The organism is Pseudomonas sp. 22490 (assembly GCF_052044465.1).
Lineage (GTDB): Bacteria > Pseudomonadota > Gammaproteobacteria > Pseudomonadales > Pseudomonadaceae > Pseudomonas > Pseudomonas aeruginosa.
Genome location: NZ_JBQENS010000021.1, coordinates 30,808 through 50,869 on the forward strand (window position 1 = coordinate 30,808; position 20,062 = coordinate 50,869).

The window sequence follows — 20,062 nt, forward strand, 5'->3', positions numbered from 1 at the left end:
GTGATGCGAGGAGGGTATGCGGATCGGTCTATAGGCCGATCAGTTTTGCGTCAACGACTCGGCCAATTATGGCCCAGTCATCGTCCATCTCGATGAGCTTGTAAGCAGGATTTAGAGGGGACAGGTACCTAGTGCCTGCATCATAGATGTATTGCTTGAATGTCGTTTCGCCATCCCTATGCTTGGCTACGTAAAACTTACCGCTTACCAACTCGAAACCTTCAGGTCTGATGAGGATGGCCATGCCCGGAGGGAAGCTTGGGTACCCATCCGAAACCATTGACTTTCCTTTCACGGTCAACCAGTAACCATTTTCACCTGCGTTTTCCGTGGACTCGATCATTTCTTCGCCCTGTCCAGGGGCAAAAATATCAGGCGACTCTGCCCTCTCTCCAGCCGCTACCCAACTAATTAAGGGGTAGCTCCTGGGTTTGCGGCTTGGCTGCAGCATGGGGGCTACATTGCTTTGGCCGTCGAAGGCATCGTCTACCGCAACCAGCCTTATCCCCAGCGGAGCAAGGTCCAGAGCTTTTAGGATGCGCTCGAGCGTTGGGACATCAGGTGAACGCCTTCCACTGAGCCAGTGCGCTACCGCCCCTTGGGTAACGCCAAGGCGCTCGGCCAAGACCGACTGGGTGATACCCATGTCCCGCATTCGTTTTTTTGCCGTTTCAATCCAAGTGTTCATGAGGCAAAAGTACGCTCTGTAATCGATAGTTCAACTCACGCTCCGTAATAATCTCTTGCTGCTGGCGATTACTTATCGTAATGTTTCCGCAGTGTGCAGGAGACCGCCAATGAACAACCTCAAGTCGCTCAGGCTTTCAGCAAAAATCACCCAGCGCGCGCTGGCGAAAGAGATGCGCGTGACGCAGGGAGCCATTGCGCACTACGAGTCTGGTCGAAGGGTTCCCAGCTTGAGTGGATGCAGGCGAATCGTCCACGCCCTGGAGCGTCTCGGTGTGCGCTGCTCGCTCAGCACCGTCTTCCCGGATCAGGTAGAGCGCTCCGCCGACCTTGAGCCCATTCTGCCGTCCGATTCCCGCCTCGGGCAGTGCGCTGATGCTGCTGTGCAGGCATCCAGTGCCGAGGTGGCGCCGTGACTTTCCTTTCGAAGATGGCTCGCTTCCTCGGGCTGGATGTTCAGCGTGATCTGAGCGTTGACCTTGGAATGAATTTGCTGCTGGCGGATGACCTGGAGCGGAATGCTCAGATCATGTTGCAGCAGGCTACCGAACTCCGCCGTGCCATCCGGCCTTCGATCGTTCTTGAGCTTCGCGAGGATGGCCTTGTCGTCATTTCGGGCTGGATGGGCGGAAGGCACGATTCGACCTACCGCCCGATGCCACTTGATGAAGCGATTGGGGAGATCAGTTCTCTGGCCCAGGAGCTTCAACAACAACCTCACCTTTCGAGTTCCGATGAACATGCTCGCTGAACTCGATATTCACCATCGTCTGACCTCGCCACTTGACGCGGTAGAAGGTCAGGCCGCTGAAGCCTACGCGGGTGTCTTTGGGCAGCGCGTTAAGCGTGTCTAGGAGGGACTGTAAATCGATGGTCGGGATTCTTTCTTCAGCAGCGTCAGTCATGCCAGGTCTCCGTGGCCGTTCTGTGTGGAATCAAAACGATACCACGGAGTGTCCTGGCGCCACTTTGCGGCCCGGCTGACTTTTCACTGGGCAACAAAAACCCCGCCTAGCCGGGCGGGGTTCAGTCGGTAGTCGTTCGTAGCGACTGCCTGGATATCAATTTGTCTTTCGAAGGACGAATTAACTATGCAACAGAAAACTCAAATTGCGCAACCCCCGCGCTCTGCTCATCAACTCGCATCAGACCTGCTGGATGGCCTCGAAGCCGCTGTTGAGACCGTCAAGGGGCTGCGCGCCATCCTTGCACTGGTCCGTAGAGATGAGCAGTGCAGCAGTTACCTCAAGGATATCTGCACGATAGGACTCGGTCAGGCCGAGTTCGTTGGTGGGAACCTTGAGGATGATATGAAACAGGCCGACGCAGAATTGTTCGAACTGGAGCGTGTCGCGGCCCAATCCGGAAATGCTGAAAACGTGTCGCGACACGCAGGCGGTGCAGTATGAACGCGCTTCTGAGAGCTCGCCCTATTGACCCGGAGAACAGCTTCTTCAAGGTCAACCCCGGACTTTCCAAGCGGGAAGCCTTGGACGAGGCCAGCGTCATTCTGGCCGGACTCAGCGACATCCTCATCTCCCTCGTCGAGGGTAGCCCCATGGATGGCAATGGCTACCACGCGCTGGCGTACCTGAGTGATGCGGCAAAGGCGCTGGTGGATGCCGCCATCCCTCTGCCCGCGGAGGAGGCGGAAATCGCCGCTGCGCTCAATGCAAAGGAGCGCCGCCAATGAACCTCGCGACACTGCTCAGCAATCAGTGCTCCCCGGTCCCCGATGAAGTTCTGACCGATAAGCAGATCCGCTCCATCAAGTTGGATCGTGGTACGGCTCGCCACGCGGCTCAGAACATGGCGCTTGGTGTCGCCGCAGTCGGGAAACTGCTGGCGCTTACCAGTGCAGAAGGCGAGCTCGATCAGGAGACCGCCGAGCGTCTCGGATGGTTCTTGGAGGAGGTTGGCGGTGCCATCTTCCAGTTGGCGGAGTTCGAACAGGTCTGTTCTGCTCGAATCGATCGGCAGAAGGAGGCTCAGCAATGAGGGCCACGATGGGTATCAGCTTCCGGGCAACTGCGCCGGTCGATCTTTCGACGGGAGATCAGAAAACGAATGTCCTGTGCGTGATGGATGACATTGATGCCGACCTCGCGCTGGACAGCGCCACCGATCTTCTGGACGCGGTGATTGGTGGGCTTCAGGAAATCGTGAGCGAGCCGAGCGTTTCTTCCCAGGTTTCGCTGATGCTTCACGCCGTCGAAACAGCACAGGCGCTGGTCCGCGCCGCCCTGGAGGGTGTGGAGGTGCCGGCATGAGCTCTGTGTCTGATGCAAAACGCCCTCGTCGAGGCAAGAAGCCACAGGGGATATCTCTCCACCCGCGCGCCAAGGAAACTTGGCAGCGCTTGCCCTTCGTAGGCAAGGACCATGGTCGCTACTCAATGTGGGATGTTCCTCTGACCGGTAGTTACCTCACCGGCCTTGAGGCAGGTAAGAGTATCGCGCATATCTACCTGAAGTATGTCCGGGATGTGGATGACTGGATGGCTTGCGAGGTGCTCAGGAGCATGGTGCGCGATTTGATCGCCAAAGCGCCTTCGGACGAGCAAGAGGAAACTGTCAAACGCGGCCAGTTCGCGGGGTTCATGGGCGAGATATTCAACTGGCTCAAGGTGTCCGCCCAGTTTGCCGGAAGCAGTCTAGACCGAGTGGAAGACCAGGACCTGGTAGATCGGGTGAACCATTACCTGGATGCAGGCGTAGCCGATGCAATAGATGCGGCTATTGAGAGGGCTTCGACATGACTGACCTGACCTCAATTGGCGTCCAGGCCGCCACCATGACCAGCCGCGAGATCGCGGATCTTGTTGGGTCGCGTCACGACAATGTCCGCGTGACCATTGAGCGGCTGGCCGAGCGCGGGGTGATTGCTTTACCTGCAATGCAGGAAAAACCCACCGCTGGCCGCCCCACTCAGGAGTACGTCTTCACCGGCGACCAGGGCAAGCGCGACAGCATCATCGTCGTCGCCCAACTCTGCCCGGAGTTCACCGCCCAGTTGGTGGACCGCTGGCAGGAACTGGAACAGCAGGCATCCCGGCCACTGACCGCCGCCGAGCAATTGCTGGCCAGCGTGCAACTCACCGTCGATCTGGAGCGGAGACAGCGGCAGACCGAGCAGCAGGTGGCAGCGCTGACCGAAACCGTCGGTGACATGGACCGATCGCACCCGCTGCTCGACTCGATCCCCAACGGCATGGAAAGCATCACCGCTATCCGTCAGCGGATCGGAAAGCAGTACGGCCTACCGCCCAGGGTGATCGACGCGGTGGTGCGCGAAATGCCGCACAGCCCGCGCCCCTTCGCCATGGTGCGCAGCAAGCACGAGGAACTGAACGCGCGCCCCTACGCGGTCTGGGCAAAGGCCGAGATCAGCAGGGTGTTCGAGCGCTTCGCGCGCGGCTGCACCTTCGTGACCCAACACCGAGCCACGCACCCGGATTTCGGCGCCGGCCGGGAGCGCTTCCAGATGCGCGGCACCCCTTCGCAGGAGATCGGCGAATGACCACACAACCGAAACCGGGCCGGATCACCACTGGCCCCAACGGCCGCCCGGTGATCGCCGGGCCCTGGCCGTCCTACCGTCAATTCCGCGACCTGCCCGAGCGTGAGCGTTGGGTGCTCTACGGCCACGCCAAGGCATGCCGCGGTGCGCTTGAAGACCAAGGGTTCCTCATGGCCGAGGGATACCACGACTTCGTGAAGCGCGTTACCGAGGAGTTAGACATATGAGCGTTCAGGCCATGACCTGGGCACTGGAGCAGCAGGTCGTTACCGATGCCGCCATGAGGCATGTGCTGTTGTGCTTGGCGAACTATGCCAACGAGGCGGGAAAGGGGGCGTTCCCTTCTATCGCCACGCTGAGCAGTGATACAGGGCTATCCGAGCGGACTGTCCAGTACAAGCTCCGGTCCCTCGAGGAGGCTGGTGTTATTCGCCGTGGAAACCAGGCAATCGCTGCCGCTTACATCTCGCACCGGGATCGCCTGCCGATGGTGTACGACCTCTCGATGGAACGGGGTGCAACGGTTGCACCGGGTGCAAATGACGACGTAACGGGGTGCAAACCACGACGTAACGGGGTGCAACTGACGACACAACGGGGTGCAACGGTTGCACCCGATCCGTCACTTAACCACCAAAGAACCACCAAAGAACCTAAAGAGCATGTCCAAACCGGCGAAACCGGTTCGGACGACGTGGGTGATCGGAAGGGAAAAACCGAGTCTGGGAAACGGCCGGCCAAGCCCAATCCTCTGGATGGTTTCGAGGAGTTTTACCAGGCCTACCCAAAGCACAAGGATCGAGCGAAGGCGGAGAAGGCTTGGCGGAAGATCGACCCTGCTCTGCACCCTGTGATCATGGCGGCGCTTCCGAAGCACTGCCGACAGCGTGATTGGCTGAAGGACAACGGCCAGTTCGTTCCGCTGCCGGCCAGTTGGCTCAACGGGCGACGATGGGAAGACGAGATAGCCCCTGATGCTGGCCCGGCATCGAACTTCACCAACCTCCCCAAACACACCCCCGACATGTACCAGGACCGCGACGATGGCAGAGCAAATTTTTAACTTCTGGCGTAAACCCAACCGCAAGAGCGAAGAAAGCCCTTCTCTTCGCTGCCCGGTTCACGGTGACTACCACGCGATCCAGGTGGAGCAGTTTGATGGCAGCTACTTGACTTGGTCTTGCTCACGGTGTGTTTGGGATGGGGTGAATCGCGGGCCGGGGAGCGAGGAGTTTTCGGTGGCTCTGGCTGAGAAAACCCAACGCAAGATCAACGAGTTGCTGGTTGGCTCTGGCATCCCCGCTCGCTACCGGGCCAGCACTTTCGAGACTTACCGCACCGATGGCAAGGCGGAGAAGGCGGCGGTGCTGGAAGCATGCCGGGAGTATGCCGAGCGATTCGTGGAGAACTTCCAGGACGGCCGCTGCCTCTTGCTCCTGGGCAACCTTGGGACGGGCAAGACCCATCTCGCGTGCTCAATCGTCCAGTACGTCGTACGGAACCTTCAGGCCCAAGCAGTGATCACCTCGGCGTCGGAAATAATCCGTGTGGCTAAGGGGGCGATGAATCGGGCAGCGAAGTACACCGAACGGGACGCTCTCGAAGAGCTGGCGGGCTTCGACCTGTTGGTGATCGACGAGCTCGGCGCGCAGAGCGGTACCGAGTACGAATTGGGGCTGCTCCACGAGGTGATTGACCGCCGGTATCGGGAGATGCGGCCTACGGTGGTGGTTTCGAACATGAGCGCGCAGGAGGTCGCCAAGTACATCGGTGATCGTGCGGTGGATCGTCTCCGCGAGAACGGCGGCAAGGCTGTTGGTTTCACCTGGGGCTCCGCTCGCCGGGAGGTTCTGGAGTGAGCCGAGAGCTGTACAGCGAAGAGGCTGAGTTCGGCGTGCTCGGCGCTATCTTGCAGTCCGCGCTCCAGCAGAATCAGGAGCTGGTTGACGAGGCCTTGTCCAGCGTGACCGCTGCCGATTTCTACTTCGAGGATAACGCCGCGCTGTTCCAGGCGATCAAGGATTGCTACGAGGAAGGGATTCCCGTCGATCCGGTGACCGTGGGAGTGGTCCGCGATGTGCTGCCCAGCGGCGCGAAGCTCATTCCCTATGCCGGGAACATTGCCCGCAATGTGCCTTCGGTGGCGAACTGGAGGACGTACGTCCGGCACGTCCGGGAGCGGGCCATCCTGCGTTGCTTGATCGACACGGCCGAGTCGGTGAAGGCCTCCGCCACGGATGACCGACCGTTGCCTGAGATCATCGCCAGAGCGCAGCAGGCGATGGCGGACCTGCGCGACCTCGATGACGAGGCGCCGAAGTACAAGCGGCTCGACGAGGTGATGCTCAAGGCTGTCGACGTTATCGACGACAAGTTCAACGGCCGCGCGCCTCAGTGGCCCGGCACTGGCCTGGCCGATCTCGACAAGCTGGTGCGCGGCATCCGCCCTCGGAAGCTCACCGTTATCGCCGGCCTTCCCGGCAGTGGCAAGACCACACTTGCCCTGCAAATCGCCCAGTACAACGCCTGCGAGGCGGGGGAGCCGTGGCTGGTGTTCTCCCTGGAAATGCCCGAGGAGGAGTTGGGCGTGCGCTCAATCGCCTCGCTGGGCGGAGTGGACCTGAAGCGCCTGGACGATCCGCAGCAGTTGGGTGACGACGACTGGCCGCGCATCACATCTGCGGTGGCCAAGGCCAAGGGGGCGCCCTTGTTCATCTGCGACGATCCCAACGTGACCGCCAGCCAGATCCGCAGCACCGCGCGGCGTGTCAAGCGTGAGCACGGCCTGGCCGGCATCGTCGTCGACTATCTGGGCCTGATTCCACCAGAGGCGAAAGGGCGCACGCGCAGCGAGGAAGTGGGCAAGACCAACAAGTCGCTGTTGCGCCTGGCCAAGGAGCTCGGCGTTCCAGTCATCGAGCTGGCGCAGCTCAACCGCGACTCGACCAAGCGCCCCGGTAAGCGCCCGCAGTCGAGCGACCTGCGCGACTCGGGGGAGATCGAGGCCGACGCCAGTTGCATCCTGATGGTCCACCGGGACATGGATAGCGAGGCCGGCCAGAACGGCATCACCGAGATCCTGATGACCAAGTGCCGACACGCGCCGCCGGGCATGTGCCTGCTCCAGCAGCAGGGCATGTACGGACGATTCGTCAACTTCGCCGGCCCACGCGAGATGAGCCAAGAGGAGGTCGAGATGGGGCGTAGCTACTTCGCCAACAAACACGGCAAGAAAAAGGGGAAGGCCGCATGAGCAACGTACAACCGATGGCACCCCGCAAGGTCATGACCAGGCTGGAGCGGGAGTTTCTCAAGGTGGCCGGCCAGGAGCTGGCGCAGGTCAAGGTGGGCGGTGCTGCTGCCTTGGCTGCGCTGCTGGTCATGATCGCCAACTGGCACGGCGACCGCGGCACTCTGGGCTTTCACGACTATGGCCGGCTCTGGTTGCTGGACGGCAATGCGAAGGGCGCGGCGGTGGAAACGCTGCTGCGCGATCTGTTTGGCCTGAACGGTCCGGGGGCGGCATGAGCAGAACTCGAACCTACGTGGACAAGCTGCTGGGCGATACCGAGTACCTCCTCGAGCAGTGGGGGTGGTGGCGAATGGATGGAATGGGGGTTCCCGGATATGTGTCGCCGGCCGCCGCTATCATGAGCCAAGCCATGCCAATGTCGAGCCCCAAGGCCTACCATGTCACTGACGATATGGCCTTGGCCGTCGACCGGGTCATTGCTCGACTCATCGACAGGGCGCCGCAGGCCGGCGACTTCGTGTGGCTCTACTACGGCGCGAAGTGGCCGGCCCTGCGCATCGCGCGTGAACATCAGATCGGCGAGGCCAAGGTCAGGGAGACGTTGAAGCTGGCGGTGGGCTGGATCGATAGCGCCCTGGAGCGGTTCCGCGAGAGCGCTTGAAGAAATAGTTTTACGCGCGGAATGAAGGGTGTTTTCATACCAGCGTGAATTGCTGTGAACGCAGCGTGACGCACTCGAAACCCGGCCCTGGCGCCGGGTTTTTTATTGCGTTGTCAGGTCTGGCGCGGCATCATCAGGCCCCCGTCTGACTCGATGTTTTCCTTCCTTGGCTTTCAGCGAGATGGACGGGAGGCCCGGAAGATCCCCTCTCCCGGGCCTTTTAGTTTCCGAAGGTCGAAACTCGGTAGACGGCAGTCTCACCTGCCACATCGGGCTGTAAGCAAAGTGACGGGTTACCGACCCGCAAGGCCTTCACCCTTTGCGATATCCAATCAATGCAGGTGGAGCGCAGGATGCGCACGGGGTAGTGGCCCCTATCCACCCGCACCCATTCCTGGCCCAGCCCTCGCGCTGGGCTTTTTCATTTCCGCCCCGCCGAGGGGATTCGAGACCATGAAAATGCCCGACAAAGACCCCATCACGTGGGCTGCGCTGCTGGCGTGGCTGTCTGCGCACTATCCGCAGCTGTACGCCGCCGGCCTGTCCTTTGTGGTCGCGCTGACCCGGGTGATCTACGGCGGTGGAACGCGGCGCCAGGCGCTGCTCGAGGCAACGCTCTGCACCTTGATTACCTTGGGCCTGATTCCGGTCCTTGAGTGGTTCGGCCTGCCACAGAACATGGCTACCGCTGCTGGGGTGTTCACCGGTTTCCTAGGGGTGAAGAAGATCGCCGAGTTCGCTGATCGGATCGCCGACTGGAAGTTTCCGCGCCGGGGGGCTGGCGAATGAAGATCACCGCTGACCAACTCGACCGCGCTACCGGGTGCGGTGCTGCTACTGCCTCGACTTGGGTTGAACACATCAACGGCGCCATGGCCCGGTTCGAGATCAACTCGCCCGAGCGTGTGGCGATGTTTCTCGCCCAGGTCGGGCACGAAAGCCAGAGTCTGCGCCGATTGGTCGAGAACCTGAACTACTCCGCCGAGGGTCTGCTCAAGACCTGGCCGAAGCGGTTCACGCCGACCGAGGCGAAGCAGTACGCCCGCCAGCCAGAGCGCATCGCGAACCGCGTCTATGCCAACAGGATGGGCAATGGGTCGCCGGATACGGGCGATGGGCATCGATACCGTGGTCGTGGCCTGATCATGATCACCGGCCACGACAACTACGCCGAAGCTGCACGCGCCCTAGCGCTGCCGCTGGTGGCGCAGCCGGAACTGCTGGAGCAACGGACCTGGGCAGCCATCGCAGCGGGTTGGTTCTGGCAGTCGCGCGGTTTAAACGATCTGGCTGATCAAGGCCGATTCGAGCGGATCACGCTGATGATCAACGGCGGCTACAACGGCGCAGACGACCGTGCGGCTCGCCTCGGTTGGGCGCGCGCTGCCATGGCTGGTGCGTGATGAGGTGGTCTCCGTGGTTGGTGGTGGCGTTGGTGGCGGCTCTGGTGTTCTGGCGGCTCGATCACGTGACCGCCCAGCGTGATGACCTGCAGGCCGCCCTCAAGCAATCCGTCGAGACGGTCACCGCCATGGCCCAGCAGGCCCAGCGCGACATCCAGGCGCAGGTCCAGACCGATGCCCTGGCCCGAACCTACCAAGCAGCACTACAGGCCTCCCATGAAGAAAACCAATTGCGCCGCGATGCTATCGGCACTGGTGCTCGCGTCGTGTACGTCAAAGCCCGCTGTCCCGCAGACGGAGTGCACCAGGCTCCCGGAGCCTCCGGCAGCGCTGATGCAGGAAGAGCCGTCCTTGCTGCCGCTGATGGACAAGTTGTTTCTGATCTCCGAGCCGGAGTCGAGCGCCGCGAACTGATGATTGAGGCGCTGCGTAAGCATATCGCCGGCCTGCCGAGGTATTGCAGAAGATGATCAGCATCAAGCCGGAAGGGTTCCAGCAGCAGCTCGCCGACCTGACTGAGCTTGAGCAGCGGCAGATTCCGTACGCGACAGCCACTGCGCTTACGCGGACCGCGCAGGGCCTGATGGATCGATTGCGCGATGAGATGCGTGTCGTGTTCGACCGCCCGACCCCGTACACCCTGAACAGCCTGCTCATGGTGCCAGCCAGGAAAGACCGGCTGGAAGCGCGGGTTTGGTTCAAGGACGAAGCGGACGGTGCGCAGCCTGCATCGGTGTGGATTGCCCCCGAGGTCTACGGTGGCCCGCGTCGCAACAAGCCGGCCGAGCTTCAGCTCAGGGCCAAGGGGATACTGCCCGAAGGCAAGTACGTGGTGCCTGGCGCAGGCGCGGACCTGGATCGCTACGGGAACATCAGGCGCGGCCAGGTCACCAAGGCATTGAGCGGCATTCGCGGCTTCACTCAGGCCGGGTACAACGCGAACGCCACCGATAGCAGACGGAGCAGGGCGAAGGGTAATGCTCGCCGCTACTTCGTCATGACCCGTAAGGGCCAGCCCATAGGCATTGCCGAGCGCACAGGCCGAGGCCGCGATGCCGTCTCGATCATCATGGCCTTTGTGTCTCGCCCTTCGTATCGCCGCCAGCTGAGCTTCTTCGAGATCGCGCAGCAGTACGCCGACGAGAACCTGCCGCGTGAGTTCGAGGTGGCGATGCGCGGCGTTGCTGCTCGGTTCGCTGCGAGGCGCTGATGGATGCACCAAAGTGGTGCGAATTCTTATTGTCCAGCACAAGTTTAAAAGTTCTTCGGGTCCTCCCGGGGGTGCCCCCGTCAGAGGGTAATTCGAGCCCCGCGCGCCAAATATGTATGACCTTTTTTCGGAGGTTGGTTGTTGTTTTGTCATGAGCACAGAAGACCTCCAAAAAAAGCGCGGATGGCTGAACAAGTCCGAGATGGCCGCGAGCCTCGGGATTTCTCCGCAAGCCTTTGATAAATGGGGCGTTGAGCCTGCCGCCAAGATCGGCCGCGAGGTGTTCTATACCGCCCAGGCGGTGCTACAGAATCGCCTCGATCATGTGACCCAGAAACAACAACCTGAGGGCCTAGATGCGGAAGGTCTCGACCCGCTCGCTGAAAAGAAATTGCTACAGGAGCGCCTGCGACTGACGACTGCTCAGGCTGACGCCCAGGAGCAGAAGAACCAGGTCCAAGCGAAGACCCTTGTTCCAACTCCGTTCGCCACCTTCGCTCTTGCCAGGATCGCGTCCAAGATCGGCTCGAAACTGGAGACGGTCTGCAAGACGGTCCGCAGCCAAATACCCGATACACCGCCGTTGGTGCTGGAGGCCTTTGAGCGCGAGATAGCGCTGGCCCGAAATCTGGCCGTGGAGTTTGCTGAAGACCTACCGGAAATCCTTGATGAGTACTCTGCCACCCTGGATGAATGACCTACGGAAAGCGGTCGATCTAGGTTTGCAGGGGCTGTACAAGTCGCCGCCGATGACGGCGGTGGAGTGGGCGGAAGATCCCGACGACGGTTTCTACATGTCGGCGGAATCCTCGTACAACGAGGGCAAGTGGAAGACGGCGCCATTTCAGGTCGCCATCCTGAACGCCATGGGTAACGACCTGATTCGGGTCGTAAACTTCGTGAAGTCGGCACGCATCGGCTACACGAAAATGCTGATGGCCAACATCGGCTACAAGATTCAGCACAAGCGCCGTAATGTGCTGATGTGGAGCCCGACTGACCCAGACGCCGAGGGGATCAGCAAGAGCCACGTTAATGGCCTGATTCGCGATGTTCCGGTGCTGCTGGCGCTGGCCCCATGGTATGGCCGCAAGCATAGCGACAACACGCTCGACACCAAGGTGTTTGCAAACCGGCGGACCCTTTGGACGCTCGGCGGCAAGGCTGCTCGCAACTACCGTGAGAGATCTGCCGACGAGGTGATCTATGACGAGCTGTCGAAGTTCGACGCCGATATTGAAGGTGAAGGTTCCCCAACGTTCCTTGGCGACCAACGTCTGCGCGGTGCTGTTTACCCGAAGTCCATCCGTGGATCGACGCCTGGTACCGAGGGCCAATGCCAGATCACGAAGGCGGCCGATGAGTCTCCGCGTCGCCTGCGGTACTACATCCCGTGCCCGCATTGTGGGCATGAGCAGACGCTGAAGTGGGGCGGTAAAGATTGCGCCTTTGGGGTGAAGTACATCGCGAACGATCTAGGCGAGGCCTCTTCAGTTTGGTACGCCTGCGAGAACGAGCGGTGCAGCGGGACGTTTGAGCACCACGAAATGGTGGTTGCCTCCGAGCGAGGCCGCTGGAAGTGCGAAGTGTCGGGGGTCTGGACGCGGGACGCTATGGAGTGGTTCGGCCCGGATGACCAGCCGATAAGGACGCCGCGTTCCGTCGCATTCTACTGCTGGGCCGTGTACAGCACGTGGACCAGCTGGCTTGACCTGATCGACGAATGGCTGAAGGTCAAGGGTGATCGCGAGAAGCTGAAGACCTTCACCAACACCATCCTCGGCGAGGTATGGGTTGAGGACGAGGGGGAGCGGGTGGAGTGGCAGACACTCTATGCCCGCCGCGAGAACTACCCGAAGGTGCCGCCGCAAGCGCTTGTCCTGATGGGCGGAATCGACACCCAGGACGACCGCTACGAGGGCCGCGTTTGGGCTTTCGGCCTGGGCGAGGAGGCATGGCTTGTTCACCGTTTCATTCTGACCGGCGATCCGGCCAGCGAGGAACTGCGGCGCAAGGTGGGCTTGGAAATTCATCGGCAGTTCACTCGGGCTGATGGCGTTCCAATGCGTGTCGAGCGTTGGTGCTGGGATGCTGGCGGCCACTATTCCGATGAGGTAGAGGCCGAGAGCATCAAGCATGGCGTGCACTGGGTGGTTCCGACTTTCGGGGCCAGCACATACGGCAAGCCAATCGCCAACTTCCCGAAGCGCCGCAAGCGCAAGGTCTACAAGACCGAACTGGGCACCGATAACGCGAAGGAGCTGATCTACAGCCGCCTGCGCATTGATGTGCCCATCCCGTGGCAACCGACGCCGGGCTGTGTGCACTTCCCGATCGACAGCGACATCTGCGACGAAGACGAACTGAAGCAGATCACCGCCGAGAAGAAAAAGTCGGTGATGGCGAAGGGTGTTCGCGTCCTGCGATGGGACTCCGGCGGGCGCCGCAATGAGGCGCTGGATTGCTTCGTGTACGCCCTTGCCGCGCTGCGCATCAGCCAGCAGCGCTTCGGCCTCGACCTCGACCAGTTGGAGCGCGTGCGCGTTGATCCCGTGCCGGAGCCGGTCGCCCAACAGCAACCTTCGAACGATAACCATGCCAGCACCTCCCAGGGCTGGCTCAACACTGGAAGCGGACCATGGCTCTGACAGCGCAGCAGATGCTCGACAAATACCTGGAGGCCGAGGCCGCCGTACTGGAAGGTCGGACAGTGATCTTCAACGGACGCACCCACACCATGGAGGATATCGAGAAGATCCGCGCCGGACGCCGGGAGTGGGAGCGCCGCGCAGCCGCAGAGCAGGACCGCGCCGCCGGTCGCCGTCCTGGCCCAGCGCTGGCGGAGTTCTGCTGATGAACCTGATCGATCGACTACTGGAACCCTTGGCCCCCGAGCTGGTGGCTCGGCGCCTAGCCGCTCGCGAGGCAATCCAGGCGTATGAGGCTGCCAGGCCAGGGAGAACCCACAAGGCCAAGCGTCAGCCGCTAGGCGCCGACACCTCGCTACAGAAGTCTGCGGTCTCTATGCGAGAGCAGTGCCGGAAACTGGACGAAGATCACGATCTGGTTACCGGCCTGCTCGATCGCCTCGAGGAGAGGGTGGTGGGCGGAAGTGGTATCGGCGTGGAACCGCTGCCGCTGCGCCTGGATGGCTCGGTGCATGCCGAGTTGGCCATGGAGATCCGCAGCGCGTGGGCCGAGTGGTCACTCTCGCCGGAAACCTCTGGTGAGCTGACGAGGCCCCAGGTAGAGCGGCTGATGTGCCGCACCTGGCTGCGCGATGGCGAGGGCCTGGCGCAGAAGCTGATGGGACGAGTCCCGAACTACACGTTCGCCACGTCGGTGCCTTTCGCCCTGGAGCTGCTGGAGCCCGACTACTTGCCCTTCAGCTACAACAACCTGTCGAAGGGTATTGTCCAGGGTATCGAGCGTGACACCTGGCGCCGGAAAAGGGCCTATCACCTTCTCAAGGATCACCCCGGCAACCTGCAGACGCTGGGCGGCAGCCTGGCGGTGAAGCGCGTCGAAGCGGAACGGATCATCCACATCGCCTACCGCAAGCGGATCGGCCAGAACCGAGGCGTGCCGATGTTGCACGCAGTGCTTATCCGCCTTGCCGACTTGAAGGACTACGAGGAGAGCGAGCGGGTGGCGGCGCGCATCAGTGCTGCCCTGGCGATGTATATCAAGAAGGGCAACCCCGACAGCTACTCGGTGGAGCCCGGCAAGGACCGGAAGAACCGAACGATCCCCATCGCCCCCGGCATGGTCTTCGACGACCTCGAGCCAGGCGAAGACGTTGGGATGATCGAGAGCAACCGGCCGAACCCCTTCCTTGAAGGTTTCCGCAACGGCCAACTGCGGATGATCGGGGCCGGCACTCGCAGCACCTACTCCTCGGTATCCAGGGCCTACGACGGCACCTACTCGGCGCAGCGCCAGGAACTGGTAGAGGGCTGGCTGGGCTACGACCTGCTGCAGCACGAGTTCATCGACTACTGGTGCCGGCCGGTCTATCGGGCCTGGCTGCAGATGTACCTGTTGGCTCGGAAGGAGCGCCTGCCCGCCGACGTTGATCACCGCACTCTCTACGCGGCGGTCTACCAGGGGCCGGTCATGCCATGGATTAACCCGATGCATGAGGCCAACGCATGGGAGTTGCTGGTCAAGGCTGGCTTCGCCGATGAGGCGGAAGTTGCCCGCGCCCGTGGTCGAGATCCGCGCGAGCTGAAGAAGTCGCGTGAGACGGAGATCAAGGCGAACCGGGCGGCCGGCCTGGTCTTCAGTTCGGATGCCTACCACCAATTGGTCAAGTCCGGGATGGACCCAGTTGAGGCGGTGCAGAAGGTGTACCTGGGCGTCGGGAAGATGCTTACCGCCGACGAGGCTCGCGAACTCGTCAACAGATACGGCGCCGGCCTACCCGTGCCTGGCCCGGATTTCCCCAACGAGAGCAACAATGGAGGCGCCGATGGGCAGCCATCAAACCCTGATCCATAAAAACCTGATGCTGCCGATGGCGGCGGCGCTGACTGAGGCCAACGCCCCGCATGAGTCCTGGTACAGCATTAAGGCTGCCGGTCGCGGCGTCGCCGAGGTGTTGTTGTACGACGAGATCGGCGTCTGGGGCATCACCGCGCTGCAGTTCGCTCGAGACCTCAAGGCAATGGGCGACCTGACCAAGATCAACCTGCATATCCACTCCCCGGGCGGCGACGTCTTCGAGGGGACGGCGATCTATAACCTGCTGCGCAACCACCCGGCCAGCGTCGACGTGTACATCGATGGCTTGGCTGCCTCGATGGCCTCAGTCATCGCCATGGCCGGCGACACCATCTACATGCCCGAGAACGCCATGATGATGGTGCATAAGCCCTGGGGCATCCAGGGCGGCGATGCGGACGACATGCGCCGCTATGCCGAACTGCTCGACAAGGTCGAGGACACCCTGGTCATGGCCTATGCCAACAAGACCGGGAAGTCCGCCGACGACATCAAGGCGCTCCTCAAGGAGGAGACCTGGATGAATGGCCGAGAGGCCGTCGCTGCCGGCTTCGCCGACCAGCTCACTGAGCCGCTGCGAGCGGCCGCTCACCTTTCCTCCAAACGCATGCAGGAGTTCGCCCACATGCCCGAAGCTCTGAAAACCCTACTGGCCCCGCGCGCCCAGACCCCCGCCGCGCCGGCCAACACTCCCGCGCCGACTCCGGCACCGGCCGCGCCGGCGGCTCCCGCGGCCGCTGCCCCAACCGAGGCCGATATTCGCGCCCGCATCCTCTCCGAGGAATCTGGTCGCCGCAGCGCAATCACTGCTGCCTTCGGCGCGTTTTCCACCGGGCACGCCGAACTGCTCGCCACCTGCTTGAACGACATGAACATCACCGTCGACCAGGCGCGCGAGAAGCTGCTGGCTGCCATTGGCGCCGACACCCAGCCGGCTGCCGCCCTGAGTGGCGGGGCCCACATCCATGCCGGCAACGGCAACCTGGTGGGTGACTCGGTGCGCGCGAGCGTGCTGGCCCGCATCGGTCGAGGCGAGCGCCAGGCTGACAACGCGTACAACGGCATGACGCTCCGCGAACTGGCCCGCGCCTCGCTGGTCGATCGTGGGATCGGTGTGGCCTCGCTCAACGCGCCCCAAATGGTCGGCTTGGCTTTCACCCACACTTCCAGCGACTTCGGCCTGATCCTTCTGGATGTCGCCAACAAGTCGGTGCTGGCTGGCTGGGAAGAGGCCGAAGAAACCTTCCCGCTGTGGACCAAGTCCGGCATTCTCACTGACTTCAAGCCGGCGCGCCGCGTCGGGCTGGGCGAGTTTTCCTCGCTGCGTCAGGTGCGTGAGGGCGCCGAGTACAAGTACGTCACCCTCGGCGAGCGCGGCGAGCAGATCATCCTGGCCACCTACGGAGAGCTGTTCAGCATCACTCGTCAGGCGATCATCAACGACGACCTGCAGATGCTCTCGGATATCCCGTTCAAGCTGGGCCAGGCTGCCAAGGCCACCATCGGCGACCTGGTCTATGCGGTTCTGACCGGTAACCCGGCGATGAGCGATGGCAAGGCTCTGTTCCATGCCGACCACAGCAACCTGCTCACTGGCGCGGCTTCGGCGCTTTCCATCGACAGCCTGAGCAAGGCCAAGACCCAGATGGCCACCCAGAAAGCCCAGGTAGAGAAGGGCAAGGGGCGCACCCTGAACATCCGTCCGGGCTTCGTTCTGACTCCGGTGGCACTCGAGGACAAGGCCAACCAGATCATCAACTCCGAGTCCGTGCCGGGCGCCGACGTCAATAGCGGCATCGTCAACCCGATTCGCGCATTCGCGCAGGTGATCGGCGAGCCGCGCCTGGACGATTCCTCGGCGACCGCCTGGTACATGGCTGCCAAGAAAGGCTCTGACACCATCGAGGTGGCCTACCTGGACGGCGTCGATACTCCGTACCTGGAGCAACAGGAAGGCTTCACTGTCGACGGCGTGGCCAGCAAGGTCCGCATCGACGCCGGCGTGGCGCCGCTGGACTTCCGTGGCCTGCAGAAATCCAACGGCGCCTGATCGGTGCCAACTCCCGAGCCCCGCATCTAGCGGGGCTTTCTGTTTCTGCCATTAGGAGAATCAACCATGGCGAAGAACTATGTGGAGGACGGCAACGTCCTGACTCTCATCGCGCCTGCTGGCGGCGTTCAATCTGGCGTGCCGGCGGTGATCGGAGACCTGGTGGTGGTGCCGCTGGTAGATGCCGCCGCGGGCGAGCCGTTCGCCGGAAAAACTGGCGGCGTCTGGAGCCTGCCTGCTGCCGCTGGCCTGACCCAGGGTGCCAAGTGCAGCGTGCTCGATGGGGAACTGGTAGCTGCTGCCACTGCCGACTCGGTGGCGTTCGGCAAGATCACCGAGCCCACCGTTGACGGCTTCGCGTCGGCGATGCTGATCCAGCAATGAGCGCGCCGGGCCGTTTTGGCCGGCTGATCCAACGGCTCCACGAACGTGGGCAACAGCGGTTATCTGATGCCGTGGGCGAGTTCCGCGGCATCGGTCGTCCCCCGATCAGGGGGATACCGCTGCAGGTCGACCGAAACCTCACCTACGAGGGACCTGATGGGGTTTTCATCACGGACAAGGTTGGGATCAGTTGGCTGGCGAAGGACGTTCCCACGGCATCGCGTGGCGACCTCTTCGTCATCGGGTCGTCGCGCTATCTCGTGGAAAAGCTCATTGCGAACGACGGTTGGTTGCTGACGGCAGCAACGATCGAGGAGGAAGCATGAAGCCGAACGTGCTCACGATCGGCCGCTTGGCCTTGCTGGCGCGCCTGCAAACCATCACGCCAAACCAGGGATACCGGACAGACGCTGGCACTCGTGTGCTCTCCGGGTGGTTTAACGAACTGGTCAAGGAACGGCACGAGGGCTTTCCGCTGATTGTCGTCCAGCCCGGCAAGGAGCAGCCGCCGGAGCATCTTGATGCCGCCGTTCGCTTCCATCGCGGCTTCGACGTGGTAGGCGCGGTGCAAGGTGGGTATGACCACTATGAGGAGGCTCTGGAGGACCTACAGCTAGACCTTTTGGCGTGCCTGATGCCTGCCCCCAAGGGGCAGTTCCTGCGCTGGCTGCCCCGAGAGCGCGGCATTACCGGGCTGACGTTGGGGGCGCCTGAGCCGTACCCGCCGGGTGATGGAGTGGCCGCTGCCGTGATTCGAATCCCTGTCTATCTGAAAACCATCATCGAGGGGTAACCCATGAAGAGCGATCCCCAGGTGCCGGCCACGGTCGACGCCGCGCCTCCGGCTGCGCTGAACAAAGCCGTCGAGGTCACCCTGGCCAAGGTGCATTGGCACCAAGGCGAGGAGAAGGCGGCCGGCGAAAAGATCAACGTCAGCCCTGACCAGGTTGAATTCCTGCGCCGCGAAGGCGTGATCAAGAAGGAGGCCTGATATGGCTATCGAGAAAGAGACGTATGTGATCGGCGGACCCTTCAAGATCCGCGAGTCTGGCGCCACCGCACCCTTCCAGTTCGCTGGCCTGGTGTCCACTATCCAGCAGACCATCGAGACCAACGAGATCACTCTGCCGGATACCACCACCCCGCAGGGTGGTGAGTACGATGCCGTTTCGCGCATCACTTCGGTCGGGTTGTCGATCAACTTCCGCGAACTCAAGACCAGCATTCTGGCTGCCTTAGTGTGGGGGGACGCCACCAACGTTCCTTCTGCCACCCATACCGATGAAGCGCACACCGCCGTTCCGGGAGGCACGATCGCGCTCGACTTCATGCCGCTGGAGATCACCAGCGTGAAGAGCGATGACGGCACTACGACCTACGAAGAGTTCGACGACTGGAACATGACCGGCGCCGGCATCGAAATCGTTGAAGGGGGTGCGATCTCTGCGGCCACGCCGATCAAGGTGACTTACAAGTCCGCCACCGTCGATGTGATCGAGGCGCTGACCAACAGCGGCAAGACGTTCGAATTCCTCTTCGAGGGCGAGAACGCCGCTGGTACTCAGCGTCGCATCCAGGCGCGCTATTTCCGGTGCCGCCTGAACCCGTCGAGCCAGCAGGATTGGATCAACACCGAAGACTTCCTGGCTGCCGAGGCCACTGCCAAGGTGCTGATGGACCCGACCAAGGTCGGCGCTGGAAAGTCGAAGTACTTCAACATCAAGAAGGAACTGGCGACGGTGTGACGCCGTTCATGCCCGGCAGGGACGCCGGATGTGGGCTCGCCCGCGTGGTGCTACAGTTGCGCCATTTAGGGAGGGGTTGAAATGTACTCTAGGTCGCGCGGATTTTCCCTTATCGAGTTGATGGTTGTGGTCGTACTCTTGGCCGTTTTGGCATTCATGGCCGTTCCGAGCTTTAAGGCTATGCAGGAGGGGAACAACCATCTAGCCGGCAAAGAAGTTTTTCTCCAGCACCTGGAATTTGCCAGGTCCTATGCGCTGTCAAAAAAGACAACTGTCGAAGTCTGTGCAGAAAGTGGAGGGTGGACTGACGGATATATCGTCCGCACTGATTCTGGTAAGACTGTTTTGCTTAAGGAAAATAAGTATAAAAACATCCATCCAGTTGGAGCGTGGAAAGGCTCTATGGAGTCTGGGTGTGTGCGATTCGTATCCAATGGGAGCGCACCCGCGGTGCCTGCCCCGGCGGGGGAGTATTACGACTCTGGTTTCTTCGGTGGTGAAGAGCTGGACAAGGCTGCTTGGCGGGTGACGTTCAAGCCGTCTGGCTGGAACTGCACTGAGAAAGATCCTAAAGACCCTAAGTGCGCCAAGAAACCAACCTGATCGCCGGCTTGTGTTCTTGGTAATGGCCTGTTGATGCTAAAGTG

The 20,062-nt window shown here is 61.7% G+C and carries 30 protein-coding genes; 29 read left to right on the forward strand and 1 reads right to left on the reverse strand.

The window, feature by feature from the left end; all coding sequences use genetic code 11:
• Window positions 1-28: 28 nt before the first annotated feature.
• On the reverse strand, window positions 29-688 hold the full coding sequence (locus ACTJJX_RS21835) for a LexA family protein (RefSeq protein WP_033869212.1): 660 nt from the start codon (window positions 686-688) through the stop codon (window positions 29-31).
• Window positions 689-797: 109 nt separating this feature from the next.
• Between ACTJJX_RS21835 and ACTJJX_RS21840 the strand changes: the two genes are divergently transcribed.
• From ACTJJX_RS21840 to ACTJJX_RS21980, 29 genes are all read left to right on the forward strand, one after another.
• A complete protein-coding gene (locus ACTJJX_RS21840) occupies window positions 798-1,103 on the forward strand; it encodes a helix-turn-helix transcriptional regulator (RefSeq protein ID WP_126590151.1) in 306 nt (101 codons plus the stop codon).
• The gene (locus tag ACTJJX_RS21845; RefSeq protein WP_019396629.1) at window positions 1,100-1,438 is read left to right on the forward strand and encodes a hypothetical protein; all 339 of its coding nucleotides are present in this window, start codon (window positions 1,100-1,102) and stop codon (window positions 1,436-1,438) included. The genes ACTJJX_RS21840 and ACTJJX_RS21845 overlap by 4 nt, the downstream gene beginning before the upstream one ends.
• A 340-nt stretch (window positions 1,439-1,778) precedes the next feature.
• Window positions 1,779-2,096: a hypothetical protein gene (locus ACTJJX_RS21850; protein WP_126590152.1), complete on the forward strand. Its 318-nt coding sequence runs from the start codon at window positions 1,779-1,781 to the stop codon at window positions 2,094-2,096.
• Entirely contained in the window at window positions 2,093-2,380 is a 288-nt protein-coding gene (locus ACTJJX_RS21855) for a DUF3077 domain-containing protein (protein WP_003119033.1), read from the forward strand. The genes ACTJJX_RS21850 and ACTJJX_RS21855 overlap by 4 nt, the downstream gene beginning before the upstream one ends.
• Complete coding sequence (locus ACTJJX_RS21860; protein ID WP_019396626.1) at window positions 2,377-2,685, forward strand: hypothetical protein; 309 nt, start codon at window positions 2,377-2,379, stop codon at window positions 2,683-2,685. The genes ACTJJX_RS21855 and ACTJJX_RS21860 overlap by 4 nt, the downstream gene beginning before the upstream one ends.
• A gap of 8 nt (window positions 2,686-2,693) precedes the next feature.
• Window positions 2,694-2,957, forward strand: coding sequence for a hypothetical protein (locus ACTJJX_RS21865; protein ID WP_260601412.1), 264 nt, complete (start codon window positions 2,694-2,696; stop codon window positions 2,955-2,957).
• Window positions 2,954-3,445, forward strand: coding sequence for a hypothetical protein (locus ACTJJX_RS21870; RefSeq protein ID WP_169878841.1), 492 nt, complete (start codon window positions 2,954-2,956; stop codon window positions 3,443-3,445). The genes ACTJJX_RS21865 and ACTJJX_RS21870 overlap by 4 nt, the downstream gene beginning before the upstream one ends.
• Window positions 3,442-4,206: a Rha family transcriptional regulator gene (locus ACTJJX_RS21875; protein WP_034034632.1), complete on the forward strand. Its 765-nt coding sequence runs from the start codon at window positions 3,442-3,444 to the stop codon at window positions 4,204-4,206. Before ACTJJX_RS21870 ends, ACTJJX_RS21875 begins: the two co-directional genes overlap by 4 nt.
• The gene (locus ACTJJX_RS21880) at window positions 4,203-4,433 is read left to right on the forward strand and encodes a hypothetical protein (RefSeq protein ID WP_003085718.1); all 231 of its coding nucleotides are present in this window, start codon (window positions 4,203-4,205) and stop codon (window positions 4,431-4,433) included. Before ACTJJX_RS21875 ends, ACTJJX_RS21880 begins: the two co-directional genes overlap by 4 nt.
• Complete coding sequence (locus tag ACTJJX_RS21885) at window positions 4,430-5,269, forward strand: helix-turn-helix domain-containing protein (protein WP_058164400.1); 840 nt, start codon at window positions 4,430-4,432, stop codon at window positions 5,267-5,269. The genes ACTJJX_RS21880 and ACTJJX_RS21885 overlap by 4 nt, the downstream gene beginning before the upstream one ends.
• The gene (locus ACTJJX_RS21890; protein ID WP_024928447.1) at window positions 5,250-6,065 is read left to right on the forward strand and encodes an ATP-binding protein; all 816 of its coding nucleotides are present in this window, start codon (window positions 5,250-5,252) and stop codon (window positions 6,063-6,065) included. The genes ACTJJX_RS21885 and ACTJJX_RS21890 overlap by 20 nt, the downstream gene beginning before the upstream one ends.
• Window positions 6,062-7,459 (forward strand): replicative DNA helicase, encoded by a 1,398-nt coding sequence (locus tag ACTJJX_RS21895; RefSeq protein ID WP_015648202.1) that lies wholly within the window; start codon window positions 6,062-6,064, stop codon window positions 7,457-7,459. The genes ACTJJX_RS21890 and ACTJJX_RS21895 overlap by 4 nt, the downstream gene beginning before the upstream one ends.
• Window positions 7,456-7,734 (forward strand): hypothetical protein, encoded by a 279-nt coding sequence (locus tag ACTJJX_RS21900; RefSeq protein WP_015648203.1) that lies wholly within the window; start codon window positions 7,456-7,458, stop codon window positions 7,732-7,734. The genes ACTJJX_RS21895 and ACTJJX_RS21900 overlap by 4 nt, the downstream gene beginning before the upstream one ends.
• Window positions 7,731-8,120, forward strand: a complete 390-nt coding sequence (locus ACTJJX_RS21905) for an antiterminator Q family protein (protein ID WP_023124656.1) — start codon at window positions 7,731-7,733, stop codon at window positions 8,118-8,120. Before ACTJJX_RS21900 ends, ACTJJX_RS21905 begins: the two co-directional genes overlap by 4 nt.
• A gap of 453 nt (window positions 8,121-8,573) precedes the next feature.
• A complete protein-coding gene (locus tag ACTJJX_RS21910) occupies window positions 8,574-8,909 on the forward strand; it encodes a phage holin, lambda family (protein ID WP_003119044.1) in 336 nt (111 codons plus the stop codon).
• Complete coding sequence (locus ACTJJX_RS21915) at window positions 8,906-9,523, forward strand: glycoside hydrolase family 19 protein (protein ID WP_282503358.1); 618 nt, start codon at window positions 8,906-8,908, stop codon at window positions 9,521-9,523. The genes ACTJJX_RS21910 and ACTJJX_RS21915 overlap by 4 nt, the downstream gene beginning before the upstream one ends.
• Window positions 9,523-9,993, forward strand: coding sequence for a lysis system i-spanin subunit Rz (locus ACTJJX_RS21920; protein ID WP_058198605.1), 471 nt, complete (start codon window positions 9,523-9,525; stop codon window positions 9,991-9,993). The genes ACTJJX_RS21915 and ACTJJX_RS21920 overlap by 1 nt, the downstream gene beginning before the upstream one ends.
• Complete coding sequence (locus ACTJJX_RS21925; RefSeq protein ID WP_058148004.1) at window positions 9,990-10,733, forward strand: hypothetical protein; 744 nt, start codon at window positions 9,990-9,992, stop codon at window positions 10,731-10,733. Before ACTJJX_RS21920 ends, ACTJJX_RS21925 begins: the two co-directional genes overlap by 4 nt.
• Before the next feature lie 151 nt (window positions 10,734-10,884).
• Window positions 10,885-11,430, forward strand: a complete 546-nt coding sequence (locus tag ACTJJX_RS21930; RefSeq protein ID WP_015980902.1) for a terminase small subunit — start codon at window positions 10,885-10,887, stop codon at window positions 11,428-11,430.
• Window positions 11,402-13,381 carry a phage terminase large subunit family protein gene (locus ACTJJX_RS21935; protein WP_015980903.1) on the forward strand — a complete coding sequence of 660 codons (1,980 nt, stop codon included), beginning with the start codon at window positions 11,402-11,404 and terminating at the stop codon, window positions 13,379-13,381. The genes ACTJJX_RS21930 and ACTJJX_RS21935 overlap by 29 nt, the downstream gene beginning before the upstream one ends.
• Window positions 13,372-13,587, forward strand: a complete 216-nt coding sequence (locus ACTJJX_RS21940; RefSeq protein WP_015980904.1) for a hypothetical protein — start codon at window positions 13,372-13,374, stop codon at window positions 13,585-13,587. The genes ACTJJX_RS21935 and ACTJJX_RS21940 overlap by 10 nt, the downstream gene beginning before the upstream one ends.
• The gene (locus ACTJJX_RS21945; RefSeq protein ID WP_033985256.1) at window positions 13,587-15,233 is read left to right on the forward strand and encodes a phage portal protein; all 1,647 of its coding nucleotides are present in this window, start codon (window positions 13,587-13,589) and stop codon (window positions 15,231-15,233) included. Before ACTJJX_RS21940 ends, ACTJJX_RS21945 begins: the two co-directional genes overlap by 1 nt.
• Window positions 15,205-17,286 carry a ClpP-like prohead protease/major capsid protein fusion protein gene (locus ACTJJX_RS21950; protein ID WP_320535499.1) on the forward strand — a complete coding sequence of 694 codons (2,082 nt, stop codon included), beginning with the start codon at window positions 15,205-15,207 and terminating at the stop codon, window positions 17,284-17,286. The genes ACTJJX_RS21945 and ACTJJX_RS21950 overlap by 29 nt, the downstream gene beginning before the upstream one ends.
• A gap of 66 nt (window positions 17,287-17,352) precedes the next feature.
• Window positions 17,353-17,670 (forward strand): DUF2190 family protein, encoded by a 318-nt coding sequence (locus tag ACTJJX_RS21955; RefSeq protein WP_003129701.1) that lies wholly within the window; start codon window positions 17,353-17,355, stop codon window positions 17,668-17,670.
• A complete protein-coding gene (locus ACTJJX_RS21960) occupies window positions 17,667-17,996 on the forward strand; it encodes a hypothetical protein (RefSeq protein WP_010791970.1) in 330 nt (109 codons plus the stop codon). Before ACTJJX_RS21955 ends, ACTJJX_RS21960 begins: the two co-directional genes overlap by 4 nt.
• The gene (locus ACTJJX_RS21965) at window positions 17,993-18,463 is read left to right on the forward strand and encodes a hypothetical protein (protein ID WP_015980907.1); all 471 of its coding nucleotides are present in this window, start codon (window positions 17,993-17,995) and stop codon (window positions 18,461-18,463) included. Before ACTJJX_RS21960 ends, ACTJJX_RS21965 begins: the two co-directional genes overlap by 4 nt.
• A 3-nt stretch (window positions 18,464-18,466) precedes the next feature.
• A complete protein-coding gene (locus ACTJJX_RS21970) occupies window positions 18,467-18,661 on the forward strand; it encodes a DUF7210 family protein (RefSeq protein WP_015980908.1) in 195 nt (64 codons plus the stop codon).
• Between the two features lies 1 nt (window position 18,662).
• Window positions 18,663-19,415, forward strand: coding sequence for a hypothetical protein (locus ACTJJX_RS21975; RefSeq protein WP_015980909.1), 753 nt, complete (start codon window positions 18,663-18,665; stop codon window positions 19,413-19,415).
• Window positions 19,416-19,496: 81 nt separating this feature from the next.
• Entirely contained in the window at window positions 19,497-20,018 is a 522-nt protein-coding gene (locus tag ACTJJX_RS21980) for a GspH/FimT family pseudopilin (protein ID WP_050397059.1), read from the forward strand.
• The last annotated feature ends 44 nt before the right edge of the window (window positions 20,019-20,062 follow it).